Origin of the sequence: Comamonas sp. 26 (genome assembly GCF_002754475.1) — a bacterium.
Classification (GTDB): Bacteria; Pseudomonadota; Gammaproteobacteria; order Burkholderiales; family Burkholderiaceae_C; genus Comamonas.
Window position 1 is genome coordinate 2702337 of sequence record NZ_PEFL01000001.1, and the last position, 13237, is coordinate 2715573.

The 13237-nt window shown below is 54.9% G+C and carries 21 protein-coding genes and 1 tRNA gene; 12 read left to right on the forward strand and 10 right to left on the reverse strand.

What is annotated here, in order from left to right; translation table 11 throughout:
* Nucleotides 1-92: 92 nt before the first annotated feature.
* From CLU84_RS22695 to CLU84_RS22060, 4 genes are all read right to left on the reverse strand, one after another.
* A complete protein-coding gene (locus CLU84_RS22695; RefSeq protein ID WP_369826844.1) occupies nt 93-392 on the reverse strand; it encodes a DUF333 domain-containing protein in 300 nt (99 codons plus the stop codon).
* Nucleotides 393-552: 160 nt separating this feature from the next.
* Nucleotides 553-675 carry a hypothetical protein gene (locus CLU84_RS22565; RefSeq protein WP_255409118.1) on the reverse strand — a complete coding sequence of 41 codons (123 nt, stop codon included), beginning with the start codon at nt 673-675 and terminating at the stop codon, nt 553-555.
* Nucleotides 676-1715: 1040 nt separating this feature from the next.
* Nucleotides 1716-2078 (reverse strand): hypothetical protein, encoded by a 363-nt coding sequence (locus tag CLU84_RS12525; RefSeq protein WP_099737448.1) that lies wholly within the window; start codon nt 2076-2078, stop codon nt 1716-1718.
* Between the two features lie 290 nt (nt 2079-2368).
* A complete protein-coding gene (locus CLU84_RS22060; protein ID WP_158235215.1) occupies nt 2369-2557 on the reverse strand; it encodes a hypothetical protein in 189 nt (62 codons plus the stop codon).
* Nucleotides 2558-2637: 80 nt separating this feature from the next.
* Between CLU84_RS22060 and CLU84_RS12530 the strand changes: the two genes are divergently transcribed.
* The 4 genes from CLU84_RS12530 (at nt 2638) to CLU84_RS12545 (ending at nt 4279) form a co-directional block, all read left to right on the forward strand.
* The gene (locus CLU84_RS12530; protein ID WP_099737449.1) at nt 2638-2985 is read left to right on the forward strand and encodes a PRC-barrel domain-containing protein; all 348 of its coding nucleotides are present in this window, start codon (nt 2638-2640) and stop codon (nt 2983-2985) included.
* Nucleotides 2986-3524: 539 nt separating this feature from the next.
* Nucleotides 3525-3677, forward strand: a complete 153-nt coding sequence (locus CLU84_RS22065) for a hypothetical protein (protein WP_158235217.1) — start codon at nt 3525-3527, stop codon at nt 3675-3677.
* Between the two features lie 154 nt (nt 3678-3831).
* Nucleotides 3832-4065 (forward strand): hypothetical protein, encoded by a 234-nt coding sequence (locus CLU84_RS12540; protein ID WP_158235198.1) that lies wholly within the window; start codon nt 3832-3834, stop codon nt 4063-4065.
* Nucleotides 4058-4279 (forward strand): hypothetical protein, encoded by a 222-nt coding sequence (locus tag CLU84_RS12545; RefSeq protein ID WP_099737452.1) that lies wholly within the window; start codon nt 4058-4060, stop codon nt 4277-4279. The genes CLU84_RS12540 and CLU84_RS12545 overlap by 8 nt, the downstream gene beginning before the upstream one ends.
* 23 nt (nt 4280-4302) lie before the next feature.
* Here the strand turns inward: CLU84_RS12545 and CLU84_RS12550 are convergent, their stop codons facing one another.
* Nucleotides 4303-4509, reverse strand: a complete 207-nt coding sequence (locus CLU84_RS12550) for a hypothetical protein (RefSeq protein ID WP_099737453.1) — start codon at nt 4507-4509, stop codon at nt 4303-4305.
* A gap of 140 nt (nt 4510-4649) precedes the next feature.
* Here CLU84_RS12550 and CLU84_RS12555 point away from each other — a divergent pair, with 140 nt between their 5' ends.
* The 4 genes from CLU84_RS12555 (at nt 4650) to CLU84_RS12565 (ending at nt 7505) form a co-directional block, all read left to right on the forward strand.
* The gene (locus CLU84_RS12555; RefSeq protein WP_099737454.1) at nt 4650-5636 is read left to right on the forward strand and encodes a recombination-associated protein RdgC; all 987 of its coding nucleotides are present in this window, start codon (nt 4650-4652) and stop codon (nt 5634-5636) included.
* A 59-nt stretch (nt 5637-5695) separates the two neighbouring features.
* Nucleotides 5696-5890 (forward strand): hypothetical protein, encoded by a 195-nt coding sequence (locus CLU84_RS22450; protein ID WP_233210033.1) that lies wholly within the window; start codon nt 5696-5698, stop codon nt 5888-5890.
* 12 nt (nt 5891-5902) lie between these two features.
* Nucleotides 5903-6094 carry a hypothetical protein gene (locus tag CLU84_RS22455; RefSeq protein WP_233210034.1) on the forward strand — a complete coding sequence of 64 codons (192 nt, stop codon included), beginning with the start codon at nt 5903-5905 and terminating at the stop codon, nt 6092-6094.
* Between the two features lie 211 nt (nt 6095-6305).
* The gene (locus CLU84_RS12565) at nt 6306-7505 is read left to right on the forward strand and encodes a diguanylate cyclase (protein ID WP_099737455.1); all 1200 of its coding nucleotides are present in this window, start codon (nt 6306-6308) and stop codon (nt 7503-7505) included.
* A 256-nt stretch (nt 7506-7761) separates the two neighbouring features.
* Here the strand turns inward: CLU84_RS12565 and CLU84_RS22460 are convergent, their stop codons facing one another.
* Nucleotides 7762-7920 (reverse strand): hypothetical protein, encoded by a 159-nt coding sequence (locus CLU84_RS22460; protein ID WP_233210035.1) that lies wholly within the window; start codon nt 7918-7920, stop codon nt 7762-7764.
* 3 nt (nt 7921-7923) lie between these two features.
* On the opposite strand from CLU84_RS22460, the gene CLU84_RS12570 reads away from it, so the two are divergent.
* The 4 genes from CLU84_RS12570 (at nt 7924) to CLU84_RS12595 (ending at nt 10853) form a co-directional block, all read left to right on the forward strand.
* Nucleotides 7924-8277 (forward strand): hypothetical protein, encoded by a 354-nt coding sequence (locus CLU84_RS12570; RefSeq protein WP_233210036.1) that lies wholly within the window; start codon nt 7924-7926, stop codon nt 8275-8277.
* A 327-nt stretch (nt 8278-8604) separates the two neighbouring features.
* Nucleotides 8605-9165 (forward strand): hypothetical protein, encoded by a 561-nt coding sequence (locus CLU84_RS12580; RefSeq protein ID WP_144445461.1) that lies wholly within the window; start codon nt 8605-8607, stop codon nt 9163-9165.
* Between the two features lie 218 nt (nt 9166-9383).
* Complete coding sequence (locus CLU84_RS21935) at nt 9384-9587, forward strand: hypothetical protein (RefSeq protein ID WP_144445462.1); 204 nt, start codon at nt 9384-9386, stop codon at nt 9585-9587.
* 327 nt (nt 9588-9914) lie between these two features.
* Nucleotides 9915-10853 (forward strand): tyrosine-type recombinase/integrase, encoded by a 939-nt coding sequence (locus CLU84_RS12595; RefSeq protein ID WP_099737460.1) that lies wholly within the window; start codon nt 9915-9917, stop codon nt 10851-10853.
* Nucleotides 10854-10925: 72 nt separating this feature from the next.
* Here the strand turns inward: CLU84_RS12595 and CLU84_RS12600 are convergent.
* The 4 genes from CLU84_RS12600 to pal all read right to left on the reverse strand — a co-directional run bounded on the left by CLU84_RS12600 (nt 10926) and on the right by pal (nt 13198).
* A tRNA-Lys gene (locus CLU84_RS12600) sits at nt 10926-11001 on the reverse strand.
* A gap of 87 nt (nt 11002-11088) precedes the next feature.
* Complete coding sequence (locus tag CLU84_RS12605) at nt 11089-11910, reverse strand: ThiF family adenylyltransferase (RefSeq protein WP_099737461.1); 822 nt, start codon at nt 11908-11910, stop codon at nt 11089-11091.
* Nucleotides 11910-12671 (reverse strand): tol-pal system protein YbgF, encoded by a 762-nt coding sequence (gene ybgF / locus CLU84_RS12610; RefSeq protein ID WP_099737462.1) that lies wholly within the window; start codon nt 12669-12671, stop codon nt 11910-11912. Before ybgF ends, CLU84_RS12605 begins: the two co-directional genes overlap by 1 nt.
* Entirely contained in the window at nt 12671-13198 is a 528-nt protein-coding gene (gene pal, locus CLU84_RS12615; protein WP_099737463.1) for a peptidoglycan-associated lipoprotein Pal, read from the reverse strand. The genes ybgF and pal overlap by 1 nt, the downstream gene beginning before the upstream one ends.
* Nucleotides 13199-13237 lie beyond the last annotated feature (39 nt).

Below are 13237 nucleotides of genomic sequence, written 5' to 3' on the forward strand. Positions count from 1 at the left end.
CGGAAATCTCGGTGCAGAAAATGCTGCGACGACCTTCAGCCCAGGCCTGCGCCGAAGTCAAGCCCGCTCCGTGCGGGCTTTTTTAGGCCTGCCTACTTCTGCTCTGAGTGATCTCTGCGGAAAAGCGTCCATTCATCCATCTCTGTGCCATTGGGTAGCACACAGATGCCCTGCTCACCCTGGGGCGTTTTCTCGATCCGCAGCTTCCCGCCAATCTTGACGCAGTAGACAGAGGCAGGGTTAGCCATGCCCAGCACAGGTGAGTCAGTTGGTTTTACCGAATCTTGAGCGCATCCAGCAAGAGCCATAGTTGCGAGCGCCGCGCCAGCGCTTCCAAGTAGTTTGTTCATGGGCTGACTGTACCCGCTATGCCCAGTCGTCCCTGATCTCATTGATCACCCAGGCCACAAGCACGGCCACGATCCACAGGCCAACCATTTGCATCATGAGGGTAGACATCGCCGCTCTCCTTGAAGTGCGTGATACCTGAATACTCCTCCTTCGGTCATCAGACCGCAATCTGAGACAGCTCGCCTAGTACGGGCTTTGCATCTACAGATTCGGAGCATTGACCGGGTCACCGGGTAGCTCCGCTGGCGGCACATCGACCGGTGGGTCAATCGGGACAGGCTTGGGCTCCTGCTCTTTGCGCGGCTCTTTCGGTTGATAAGTCATGGCCAATGCCTCCTTGCCTTGCTTCTACTCCGACAAATTAAGTTGAGCAACCTTTGCCGCATCCCTCGGAAGCGCTATTGCAACCTCTTGCAGGTATGCATTTAGAAGCAATGCTAAAGATAAATTCATAAATTTATTTAGCAAGGCTGTTGACCAAATAATTTAGCAAAGCTACATTTCTTCCGTAGCAGCAAAAAACCGCTGCGACGGGTGCCAAGTGATCGAGCTAGCACCGGTTCATGCAGCCGCACGGCTGGGTAAACACAGGGCACCGCGGGCGGTAGCGGGATACAAAAGGTCGTCGGTCGCTCTAGTCAGTACTGCTCTGCCCCCCGGATTGGGATCGGCAACAGGAACATCGAAAGGCCACGCGAAATCCATCCGCTGGGTTCTATACGGCGGTGAGGCATACAGGGAGGCCAAGAGCAAGAACGCCCTCTGCGCAAGCAGCGCCAGCCCCTGAGCGACATCAGGGGCACAAACCAGAGCCTTGCGCGCAGGGCTGCGGTTTGCAGCTCCGACAGTCACTGCAGACGTTTATTTCTGATACCGTCGTTTAAGGTCATAAATAAGAGTACCGTGGATTCAGGCAATCAATCTTGATCCGCCACCATAGACCGGAGGTCTATTTGTCAGGTAACCCTATCCCTATTTCAACACCATCTTTTTGGGACACCTTGAAGCTGATGTTCTTTTTCAACGGTGGGCTCCCAGCTCCACAACAGCAAGGCCTACCTCTCGTTCCCCAAAAGCAGAACAGGGAAGAGCAGCAGCAGCGAAAGCAGTAATAGCAGATCAGCGATCAACGACCCGACGAGTACGGTTTTCTTTTACCAGCCACCCACGAGGTGGTTTTTTTGCGCCCGGAGATTGTGAAATGTGAGCGAGTAGCCAGCATGCGGCATGCATGTGCTTCCCCCGCAGGGCTTTAGCGGGGCCATCCAGAGATCGCCCAGCTCTCAAACTAGAGCCTTTCGTGCAGGGCTATGGTTTGCGTTGCTAGCACCAGATCACCTACACAGTTTGGTGCTTGAAATGCATCAACTTTGCAGTTGAGTCGCAGGACTCAGATCAGGTGGCAAATTCATCAAAATTTCCATCGCGCTTGCCCCCTCCATCCTCTGAATGACAATCCCTCCATTTGCTTGGATGTAGGTACAGACAAGTGGCTCATCTTCTCCATTCAGAAGGAAGTTACCAGCGGGAGAGGTATCTAAATCAGGCTCCGGCACCAATTCAGTCTGAGAAATCTCCTCCAAATAACCTTGAGGCATTCCCACTTCAGAGCACACCTCTATCCACTTGCTCTTCACTAATTCGTGAGCCGACTTCCAATCGGCGCAAGGTTTAGAGCGTTCCAAGTGCTTGATCAAAGCGCTGATGCGAAGCTCGAAAGTCTCCATAGCTCCCCCTTATCGTTATGTCTATGAGAAAAATTCGCGTTATTTACTTTATTTGTAAATTTTCCTGGATCTAGCGCCTTGAGTGTGATGCAAGAAGCCAGAAACACAGCATTTCCAAGAGTGACCTCAGGTAATCAAATGCAACCACTTCTTCCTATACCTATAGGTAGGTAGTACATATTCCTCTCATTTGCTTACAACAAAATTAGGTATTGTCCGTGTTCGACTACATAGCTTCTCAGTCATGACGCCCACCCTAAGAGACAGGCAGGTCATCTCGGCTTGTCGTTTCAACTGAAGGAGCTAACGCTATGTCTCAGCAACCCAATCAGCAAAACGCCAATCAACAGCAGCCCAGCCAGCAGCAGCAAAACCCCAACCAGAATCAGCCAGGGCAGCAAACCAATCAACCTGGTCAGCAGCAACAGCAAAATCCAGCCCAGCAAAAACAGCCCGGGCAGCAGCAAAAACCTTCTCATCAGTAACGCTCCAAGTGCGAAGTGCGGCTTAAAGCCGTATTTGTTCTGATTTTTTGACTACGCAGACTTAAGGGGTAAAAATGCACACCAATTCAACTGTCATCTCGTCCAATGATGTGGATGGGACCAATGTCTACAATCCGGCAGGCGAAAAACTTGGCTCCATTAACTCCTTGATGATTGACAAGATCACAGGCAAGGTGCGTTATGCAGTCATGGAGTTCGGCGGCTTTCTGGGAATGGGCACAGACCTTTATCCCCTGCCGTGGGATAGCCTCAAGTACAACCCGAATCAAGGCGGATATGTGGTCTCAGTGACCAAAGAGCAATTAGAAAGTGCTCCCCGCTACGAAGGTGGAACAGTGCCCGATTACAACGATGATTACGGGCGCCGCGTCTACGGTCACTACGGGTACCCATACCTGTAACCTGACACTCCAGAGCTCAAGACACAGCGTTGAACCCAGGTAGGAGCTTTGATCGGCATATTCCGAACCTATTCCTACTTTCAGCCCGCCACTGCGCGGGCTTTTTTGCGCTTTGCGTTCAGACGCACAGGCATCCGGCGTGACCACTCTAGCGAGGTCGTTTGATCTTTGGAATTAGCCAGAGCAAGCGGCGATTCATGGACTTCGGCGCGGCCTCCGCGTCGATGGCGAAAGTGGTCACACCAGATGGCGCAGCACCTTTTATTAACCTAAGTGCGCATTTTTTCTGCTTGACCCTCATCGGGCAGAAGAAAGCTGAGTCATCGCCTTTTTCAGCCGGGCCTGGGAAATCTCCTCCCTCCCTCTCTATTACTTCCCCAGGTATGCCCCGAAAGGGCACCGGCTCCTTATTCAAGCCCGCAGCAACCGCTAGCGGGCTTTTTCTTTGCCCATCGGAGATTCCATGCAGCTCACCACCGAGCACCAGCCCATTGACGACGACCTCGTGCAGCGCCTGCGCGAAAAAGGAGGCCTGTGAAGTGGCCACACATCCCCACCCTGCCCATCGCGTCGGCCCTGCAACAAAGCTGCTGACCGCCCTGCTGTGGGCGCTTGTCGCAGTCGGCATCTTCGGCCTCACCGGCGCGGCAGCGCTGCTGATGGCCTCGACTCCAAGCGCTTGGCCCCTCTGAACATCAATCAACTTTTATAGCTACTCGCGCTTTATTCATAAGCGTTAGAGGCAAATTTATGCACTTTCAAGACGCTTATGAATTGGTGAAGGTCTTCGGGCCGCGAGCCACCGCTCGCACCCTGAGCAGAGCAACCGGAATTTCTGCTCGCACCTTGAACCGCTTGGCGACAGAGAGCGGCATCACCCTGCGCACATCCATAGAACCCATCACAGGAATTGAGCACCTGCCAGGCCTGCCTAACTTCACCGAAAGCCGTGCATGGCGCGGCGGGACTGTCCACCGCATTGATTTATCCAAGGCCGGAGACAGCCCCGGCTATCGCTCCCTGCTCATTCACCAATCTGGCGTGCAAGGCCATGAAGATGAGGACGACAACGATGACTAAAGCCCTTTACGCAATCGCTCTGGCGATCCTCTCTGTGACGCTACTCCTACTTTGGGTCACTCCCCCAGCGCAGGCCGATGAGGAACCCGCTGAGCCACCTGCGCCCGCCGGCGCAATCCGTATGGCCGCCCGCGATGCCTTTGCCTGCCCTGGCATGCACGCCGAGTGGCTGGATAAAAAGACCGTGCAGTGCTTGAAACAAAAGCCAGAGTGATAACTGCACAGCCTCGGCTCCCACTACATGTTGCCGCGAACAAAGTATGGACCGTCTCCACCATTCCAGGTCTGCATATTGCGCCCATACATCATGCCGCCGCCCATGCTCATAGAGCCCATTGACTGACTGGAACCTTGTGATGACATCGACCCCGAATCACGACTCGGCATCATCGAGCAGCCAGTCAACGTACTGACTACTACCGCAATCAAAAGTAGCGATTTCATAAGTGGCTCCTTCAAAACGTGGAGATCTCAGGCTATTCCTGCTGAACACCAGCCGCTGTAGGTTGATGTGCCATATGCCAATAGCTATTCAAGCCATGCCCTCCCGCTTTCAAGCGGGCTTTGCTTTTTCTGGAGCTCCAATGTTCAAGAACATGATTGTTTATCGCATTGCCGAAAGCTGGCAGGGCGATCTGCAGGTGCTGGAAGATGCGCTGCAAAAGACAGTGTTTGCCGAGTGCGGCGCGACGCAGGAACGCTCGGTCGGCTGGATGCCGCCGCGCGGTGAGCAGCATGGCCCGCTGGTCGAATCGGTGGCCGGCCAATGGGTAATGCGCTTCATGACCGAGGCCAAGATGCTGCCTGCCAGCGTGCTCAACCGCAGGGTTAACGAAAAGGCTGATGCCATCGAGAAGGCCGAGGGGCGCAAGCCCGGCAAGAAAGAGAAAAAAGACCTGAAGGACGAGGCGAGGCTGGATTTACTGCCCATGGCCTTTACCAAGCAAGGTGCCATGTGGGTATGGATTGACCCGCAGGCGCGTACGCTGGTGCTCGATACCAGTGCGCAAGGCCGTGCCGATGAAGTAGTAACGCTGCTGGTGGAAGGTCTGCCCGGCTTCGCGCTGGCCCTGCTGGATACCCAGACCAGCCCGCAGGCTGCCATGGCGCACTGGCTGATGACCCAGGAGCCGCCTGCCAGCTTCACTGCTGACCGCGAGACTGAACTGAAGGCTGTCGACGAATCCAAGGCTGTGGTGCGCTACGCACGCCACCCGCTGGATATTGACGAGGTGCGCCAGCACATCGAGCACGGCAAGATGCCCACCAAGCTGGCCATGACCTGGGATGACCGCGTGAGCTTTGTGCTGACCGAAGGCCTGCAGATCAAAAAGATTGCACTGCTGGATGCAGTCATGGATGGCAACAGCGAGGACGATGGCGGCTTTGATACCGATGTGGCCATTGCCACCGGCGAGCTGTCGCGCCTGATTCCTGATCTGATCGAAGACCTGGGCGGCGAAGGTCGCACCGGCCTGAGCACCCTGCCCGCATCACTGGCTGCCAGCGCCAGCACTACCGGCCCAAAGGCCGCGCCGACTGACACAACTCCAGGCGCAAACCCGTTCTAACCACTGTCTCTTCAATCCACCAGCCCGCCATGCCGCGGGCTTTTTCTTTGGAGGCTCCTATGAGTCTGACTTTCGTGAACCACAACGGCGACCCTATCTCTCAGACCCGAATGGCAGCCATGCGAGCCCAAGGAATGGAGCTTGAGCGTCAAAAACGCCTTGCCTCCAAAGGAGACACCGTCTCGGTGCACAAGGGTTGGCGCGTTTCGGGCATCCCACCCGGAAAGCTGGAAGAGGCTAAGGCGGCCCATTAACAGCTGCGCCAAATGGCACAAAAGGCAGGCGGAAAACCGCCGGAGCCTTTTGATGAATCCGCGTGGCGTCGTACAGCCAAGCGCACCGCTTTGCGCAGCAAGCCGTACCCCCTTCAAGAGGCTGCCCTACTCTGCAAGGAGTTGGCTATCAAGACAGGCTGGCTTGATGTGCAGCTGCTCGAAATCAAGAAAATAGCTGTATGACATCCAACAAGCGACAGGGGGAGAAAATCCAAAAGCACATCTCCCCGAAGATGCGAATCTGGACTACAAAGATCAAAGATCATCCCGTCGTGACATCTTGTCACGTAACACAGCAAGATTCACTGATAGAGACTGTTAGTTGAACATCTTGCAGTTGAGTGACAAGTATTACTGTTCAGTTTCGGTTTTTAATCGAGGAGGTCTCAGCCAGATGTTCGCGAACAGTGACTACTTGATTCTCATGCCGTCGCTGGCAATGCTAGCTCTGGCGTCAGTGTTGATCCTTGCTTGGTTGATTCAACGTTCTCAGAGTTTTTTGCTATGGCAATCATGCGCATATTCACTGACTGCACTTTCACTCGGAGCACAAAGCATATTCCCCCTGGAAGTCCTCAATCACTACGCTCTAGTCATTGGCTGTTTCTACTTGCTTGGAGCATGGTGTCTTGCAAACAGCTGGGCTGAAAGATGGAAGGTATCAGCCCAACGGAATGCAGCATTAATTATTGCCATCGTCACGCTAGCTAACCTACATTACTTCAGCAGTATCGAACAAAACGTTTGGGCACGAGTAAGCTCTTTTAGCATTGGCTCTGGCCTAGTCTTGCTGCTCCCGATCTTAAAGGTCAGAGCAAAGAAAACCTCATTTGATTGGCTTGATAGGTCGCTGCTATGGCTAAGCATCATCTTCACGGCCTATACCTTCACTCGCCCCGTTTTGATATGGCTACTCGGATACACGGATCTTAGGTCGCTTCCAAAGTCGCCGTATTGGCTCTTGACGCTAATGAGCGTTCTGAGCTTCTCAATCCTTTTTACAGTGGTGATGATCTTCATTGCAATCAATGAAATCATCTGCAAGCTGCGCGAAGAACGCGATCATGATGCATTGACAAAAATTCTGAACCGCCGAGCTTTTCAAGAACATGCCCAGAAGCGTCTTGCTGACAGACGGCTTTATCCAATTTCAGTTCTGAGCTGTGATATGGATCACTTCAAACGCATTAACGACACTTGGGGCCACGAGCGTGGCGATCAGGTGCTACAACTTGCTTCGGCGACTCTTCAAAAGAATGTCCGAGAGCACGATTTGGTCGCACGGTTTGGCGGTGAAGAATTTGTGCTTTTATTGATCGACACAACTCTGCGAGATGCAGAACTAATTGCCCTGCGAATCCAGCGTGACCTCGGCTCAAATAATACAGTTCTTCCATCCGGTCCAAAACTGACTATGAGCTTTGGGATTTCACCGGTCACCAACCCTCTCCAGCTGGAACAAGCCATAAAAGAAGCCGATCAACTCCTTTACCAAGCGAAAAATGCTGGCCGTGATCGAGTGCATGTATCTGGAGTGACCTATCCAGACATCTTCATTGACAGCCCCCGCCAGCCAGATGCAGTTGCAGCCTGATATGCCTCAGCGCTATATGAATCCCTCGTAGCGAGGTTTTCACCTTACCCCTTACGGCCCGCCACTGAGCGGGCTTTTGCTTTCTGGAGCCCTATGCTTACCAAGATAGACATGAATGCCAGCTGCGCAAATTTACACAGCGGCAATGCCCTCTTTACAGTTTCGGCGTATCGTGAATGACATCGATGGAGCGTTCTTCGCTGCGTTGGAGAGCGCGATTCGGTGGACGAGGAGCGCGAACATGTCTGTATCTTCTTCACGCTGGCTGCTCGCTGGCGCACTTCTCCTGGCCGGCTCGGGTCCGGCCCTTGCGCAACATGGCGGCCATGGCGGTCATGAAGGTGGCTTCTCCCATGGTGGTGCGGCCTACGGTGGTCATTTTGGCGGCGGAGCAGCCCTTGGCAGGGGAGACCATCGTATGGATTCTGGCCGATGGGCATACCGGCCGGGTAACGACGTTCACGGCTTCAGCCGACCAGACTTTGCACGCTGGAGCGGTGGCCGCTGGAGCCAGACTTGCTGGGGCGGGCGCTGCGGTTGGTGGTGGGCTACCGGAGGCTTAGGGTATTTCTATGCTGCGCCGGTATATCCATATCCGCTGGTGGTGTCCCCCATTACGTACGCGGTGCCAATCTACGACTCGGGCGTAACCGGCCCAGTGCCTCAACCGAACTTTTCGTATTACTGCGACAACCCACAGGGCTATTACCCCGAAGCTCAGCAATGCAATACGCCATGGCAAGAGTTCAGAACGCCAGCGGATAGTCAGTGAACCTGTGCGGCTTCCGTTTAATCTTCCATCATGCCCGCCACTGAGCGGGCTTTTTGCTTTCTGGAGCACAGCGCCCCTCTCAAAAGGCCGACTCAGAGCATAGATAGCCTATACCAAGCGTACAAGGCAGCAAGCGCTATCAGTTGTAAACCAAAGAAATCTGCGATGTAAGGCATTTGAATCTCCTTTACGCGTGGCTGGTTCCGCAGAGTCCGTTTTATTGCACCGGTGTAAAGCGACGATTCCTGCTTCGTAAACCTTTTGCAGACGCCACACAACCAACACACCAGCCCGCCGCCGCAGGCTTTTCTCATTCTGGGAGCCAATATGCAAAACAAAGCAAGCCAGCCACTTATTGAAACGTTGCCAATGACACTTGGAGTGCCCTACACGGACGATCCGAGCGCGCCGCTGAATATCGAGATTCCACTGCAAGTTGCGCTACCAGATGGTCAGACGCTATATGCAGCTGTTGCCCTAGGCAGCCTGCCTTTTCATGGCCAGCAGCAAATCGTTGAGCGCATCGTCGCTGCTTGGAACGCGTTTACTGGTGTGGGTACCTCCAACATTGCGCCACCCCGCCAATGCCTGCACCAGATCCAGGAGCCGCCCACAAAGACAGAGGCGCTTGCGCACTACAGTCAACAGGCAATTCTCGCCATGGGTGAAGCAGCGCACGCAGCAGTGGCAGTGGCAGTGGCAGTGCCAACTATTGATGCCTTGCGTGAAGCAGAAGCAGCGCTGGAAGTCGCAATTGCACGAATCCTGAAGGCAAGTCCAGGCCACGCCATCAGTGTGACCAGTGAAGCCAAAGCGCTTGTTGCCGTACGTGCCGCGCTTGCCACCACCCCGGCAGCTCAGCAGAAACAAGGGGGCGAGCATGTCTAAGCGAATGGCAGGAAAGCGCTGGTTTGAAGCATTGGGGCGTAGCCATGCCAAGTACGCACACCTTTCACGCATCACCCAACGCGATTGGCCTCAATGGGCACGCATCGCATACGCACGCGGTGTTCTATTTCAAACATGGCGCCGCGCGTGAAGACAATCAAAAACAGCACAACCCCGAGCCCCGCCACTGAGCGGGGTTCTGCTTTTTGGGAGATCTCATGGCGACCAGCACCAGCACCGTGGACCTGCCAGAAGACAAGGCTTACCTCAATCACCACTTCAACTGCCCCTATTGCATATCAGCGGGCGCAACGCCTGGAAAGCAGGAGCGGTGCCCGGAGGGGCTGCAACTTTGGCAGGCCTACCGCCTCGCTACGACTCCGCAAGAAAACAAACAACCTCGCAAGAGGCTTTACAAATGATTGGATGGATATGAGTCTCTATCTCTCCCCTCAGGAGGTTGACGATCTGTGCACGCCGCTAACCCAGCGCGCAGCACAGAAGCGATTCATTGAGAAAGTGCTTGGTATCCCGGTGGCCGGCCGCCGCCCAGACGGCGTGCCTATCGTTGGAAGAGCAGTGGCAGAGGAGCGCCTGAAGCAAAAGCAAGCCACGGAAGCTCAGTCACGTGGATTTAACTGGAGAAAGTAATGGGACGCAGACGCGAACGAGCATCCGGCTTTGGCCTCCTGCCGAGAATGGAGGCTCGCCCTCGCAAAGATGGGAAGGTAACGTACCGCTATCACCCAATGGGTGGCAAACCGATCAACCTCGGCACTGATCGTGACGAGGCTGTGCGCCAAGTCCTCGGAGTCAATGCACAAGCATCGAGCCAAGGTACTGTGCGCGCACTGTGGGACCTTTATCAGCAGACCCCGAAATGGGCGGAACTCAAAGAGCGCACAAAGAGCGACTACCAAGCCTATAGCGTCAAGCTGCTGGAGGTGATGGGCGACGTGCCCGCCGGGGTCATTCGCCCAACCGACATTGCGCGTTATCTGCGAGTCGAGCGCGCCGAGGCTCCCGTGCGTGGCAATCGGGAGATCGCTCTGCTCTCAAATCTCATGAATGTCGCCATTGAGCGTGGAGAAATTGATAGCAACCCATGCAAGCAGGTTAAGAAAAATTCAGAGAAAGCACGAACTGAAGCACCAGAGCCCGAAGAGCTGCGCTCCTACCTTGATTGGTTGTTTCGTGGTGGACCCGCTAGGCGTATGCTGGCCCTTATGGCTGAGTTCGCCGCTCTCGCTGGTTCGCGCCGCGCTGAATTTCTGGAACTACAAACCCCGCAGATTGATTTGCAAGGCGACGTGATTCGTCTGATGCGCGCGAAACAACACGGCGGCAGCAAAAAGGCTGAGAGCATCACCATGGGACCTGCGATGCGCAACTTGGCTGTGCGCCTGCTTGGCTTGCCTCGCCCAGAAACCTCACTGCATGTGTTCATCAATCAGCAAGGCAATCCGCTGACTGAATCGGGCTTCACTTCTGGTTGGCAGCGGGCTATGGTTGATGCGCTGGAGGAAGGTGTAATTCAGCGCCGATTCACATTCCATGATCTTCGGGCGTACTACACGACACAGCACAAAGAGCAGTACGGAGCGCTACCCGAATTGCACGCCAGTACTGCAACAACTGCACGGGTCTACGACCGCTCAAAGATCGCAAAGCGAAACTCTTTGGGGTGATGAATATTCCCACGGCGGGAATAAAACAGAAAAGCCGCTACAACTTTAATAGCTGTAGCGGCTTGCTGATCTTGGTGGGTCCTACGAGATTCGAACTCGTGACCAACGGATTAAAAGTCCGCTGCTCTACCGGCTGAGCTAAAGACCCCTCCGCACCTCAAAAGCAATGTTTGCTTATTCAGTGGAATGACGTTATTGTAATCTACTTTTCCTGTCTCTCAGGAAAGTGACCCAATTAATTGGATTTGCGTGCTAATTGGTCCAGAACCCAGCCTGCTGCGCACTGGCCGAACGTCGCGGTCACAGCCACTACCGAGCCATAGCCGTGGCAGTTCAAGCTACCGTCACCCTCAATGGCGCAAGAGGCATCAGGCGGCGCAACCGCTTCGCGGCTGAACACACAGGTCACCCCCATACGCTTGCCATCTTTAGGCGCGCCATGCTGCTTGCGCAAGCGATAACGCAGTTGTGAGAGGAGCGGATCATGCGTGGTGGCACTGAGGTCAGCAATATCCACCAAATGCGCAAGTCGCTTGCCGCCCGCCGCACCCACAGCAATAAAGCATTGCTTGATCTTGCGGGCATGGGCTGCCATCTCAGTCTTTGCTTTGACTTGATCACAGGCATCAATCACGGCATCCGCATCTGCGGGCAGCAACTGCAGCCAGTTCTCGGGCTCCACAAAATCATCAATGCAAACCACCTGACAAGCAGGATTGATCAAAGCAATGCGATCGCGCATGGCCTCGATCTTGGCCTGCCCCACAGTATTGGTCAGCGCATGAATCTGGCGGTTGATATTGGATTCAGCCACATGATCCATATCAATCAGAGTCAAACGACCCACACCGCTGCGCGCAAGCGCTTCAGCCGTCCACGAACCTACGCCACCAATACCGACCACTACCACGTGGGCTGCACGAATGTGGGCTGCACCCTTGACGCCGTACAAACGCTCTAGCCCGCCAAAGCGGCGCTGCTGATCTACGTCGTCCGTTAAAAAAACAGCGCCGGACTGAGGCGCTGTTTCCGCTTGAGACTGCGAATGATCGGCCATCACTTGAGCGTCGCCAGCTTGGTCTTGGCTATCCCTGCAGCTTCCGAGTTCGGATAGGCCTGCAACAGATCTTCAAGCGTCTTACGCGCTGCCTTGGTGTCTTTCAACTCAACCTGGCAGTTGGCGATGGACAGAGCTGCCTCCGGCGCACGCACATGCATGGGCGCATTGGTCAAGACTGAGCGAAAGTTGGCAATGGCGTTCTTGTAGTCGCGCGTAGCGTACTGCGAGTTACCCAGCCAGAAGCGCACAGAAGACGTATAGCCACTCTTGGGCCACTGGCGCAAGAAGGCTGCAAAAGCCTGACCCGCTTCGGAGAACTTGCCCGAACGAAACAAGCCCAGAGCCTGCTCAAAGTCTTGCTGCTCGCTGCGGTCCGCAGTGAACTCCATGCCATCGACATTCACGCTGATAGGCTCGAACTGGCGCAGGCGCTCATCAAAGCCCTTGGCCAGTTCCTTTTGTCCGCGTTGCAGCTCGGATGAATCTCGCATCAGCTGCTCGTTCTGACCACGCAGCTTGGCTTGGTCAGCCTTGAGCGCTTCGATCTGCGACTGCAGATCAAGCAGACTACGGCGAGTCTGCTCCTGCGATTGCTGCAGGCTGTCGGCGCGCTGGCGCAACTCGATGATGGCGCGGCGCGCCTCGTCATCACCAAATAAAGCTGCCTGCGCGCTGATGGCAGAGCTGGCCAGCAGGCCAGCCACCAGCAGTTGCGGCAGCGTTGCGTGACGGAGAGTCAACAAAGCCTGCTTCATCATTAACGGTAGTTAATTTCAACGCGACGGTTTTGGGAAAAGGCGCTTTCGTTGTTGCCTTCCACAGCAGGCTTTTCCTTGCCGTAGCTCACGGCTTCAATTTGAGAGTCATTCACACCCAACAGACCCAGGGAGCGGCGCACAGCTTCTGCACGCTTTTGGCCCAGCGCCAGGTTATATTCACGGCCACCGCGTTCGTCGGTGTGGCCTTCCAACTGCACCTTGGCAGCAGGGTTGGCCTTGATGAACTTGGCGTGGGATTCAATCTGGGGCTGTGCATCAGCCTTGACAGAGTAGCTGTCAAAGTCAAAGTACACGATACGGCTGACGCCCTGAGGGCCGGCCTTGGAAGCTGCAGAACCAGTCAGGTCCACGCCGGATACACCGCTTTGGCCTTGGCCGTTAGCACCAGCGCCTTGGCTGGTGAGCGAGCCGTCCACAGGCTTGTCGTCGAGCTTGACACCCGAGCTGCAACCTGCGACCAGAGCCGTTACGGCCAAAGCCAAAGAAAGACGTTTGATAGTCAACATGAGATTTCTCCGAATAGTCCACAACGGACTTCATCACTA

Coding starts and splice junctions, on each gene's coding strand:
- CLU84_RS22695 (WP_369826844.1), bottom strand. CDS start 392: ATGAGATCAGGGACGACTGGGCATAGCGGGTACAGTCAGCCCATGAAC.
- CLU84_RS22565 (WP_255409118.1), bottom strand. CDS start 675: ATGACTTATCAACCGAAAGAGCCGCGCAAAGAGCAGGAGCCCAAGCCT.
- CLU84_RS12525 (WP_099737448.1), bottom strand. CDS start 2,078: ATGGAGACTTTCGAGCTTCGCATCAGCGCTTTGATCAAGCACTTGGAA.
- CLU84_RS22060 (WP_158235215.1), bottom strand. CDS start 2,557: ATGAGAAGGTTTTTGCTGCTGCCCGGGCTGTTTTTGCTGGGCTGGATT.
- CLU84_RS12530 (WP_099737449.1), top strand. CDS start 2,638: ATGCACACCAATTCAACTGTCATCTCGTCCAATGATGTGGATGGGACC.
- CLU84_RS12545 (WP_099737452.1), top strand. CDS start 4,058: ATGACTAAAGCCCTTTACGCAATCGCTCTGGCGATCCTCTCTGTGACG.
- CLU84_RS12550 (WP_099737453.1), bottom strand. CDS start 4,509: ATGAAATCGCTACTTTTGATTGCGGTAGTAGTCAGTACGTTGACTGGC.
- CLU84_RS12555 (WP_099737454.1), top strand. CDS start 4,650: ATGTTCAAGAACATGATTGTTTATCGCATTGCCGAAAGCTGGCAGGGC.
- CLU84_RS22450 (WP_233210033.1), top strand. CDS start 5,696: ATGAGTCTGACTTTCGTGAACCACAACGGCGACCCTATCTCTCAGACC.
- CLU84_RS22455 (WP_233210034.1), top strand. CDS start 5,903: ATGGCACAAAAGGCAGGCGGAAAACCGCCGGAGCCTTTTGATGAATCC.
- CLU84_RS12565 (WP_099737455.1), top strand. CDS start 6,306: ATGTTCGCGAACAGTGACTACTTGATTCTCATGCCGTCGCTGGCAATG.
- CLU84_RS22460 (WP_233210035.1), bottom strand. CDS start 7,920: ATGGTCTCCCCTGCCAAGGGCTGCTCCGCCGCCAAAATGACCACCGTA.
- CLU84_RS12570 (WP_233210036.1), top strand. CDS start 7,924: ATGGATTCTGGCCGATGGGCATACCGGCCGGGTAACGACGTTCACGGC.
- CLU84_RS12580 (WP_144445461.1), top strand. CDS start 8,605: ATGCAAAACAAAGCAAGCCAGCCACTTATTGAAACGTTGCCAATGACA.
- CLU84_RS21935 (WP_144445462.1), top strand. CDS start 9,384: ATGGCGACCAGCACCAGCACCGTGGACCTGCCAGAAGACAAGGCTTAC.
- CLU84_RS12595 (WP_099737460.1), top strand. CDS start 9,915: ATGGGTGGCAAACCGATCAACCTCGGCACTGATCGTGACGAGGCTGTG.
- CLU84_RS12605 (WP_099737461.1), bottom strand. CDS start 11,910: ATGGCCGATCATTCGCAGTCTCAAGCGGAAACAGCGCCTCAGTCCGGC.
- ybgF (WP_099737462.1), bottom strand. CDS start 12,671: ATGATGAAGCAGGCTTTGTTGACTCTCCGTCACGCAACGCTGCCGCAA.
- pal (WP_099737463.1), bottom strand. CDS start 13,198: ATGTTGACTATCAAACGTCTTTCTTTGGCTTTGGCCGTAACGGCTCTG.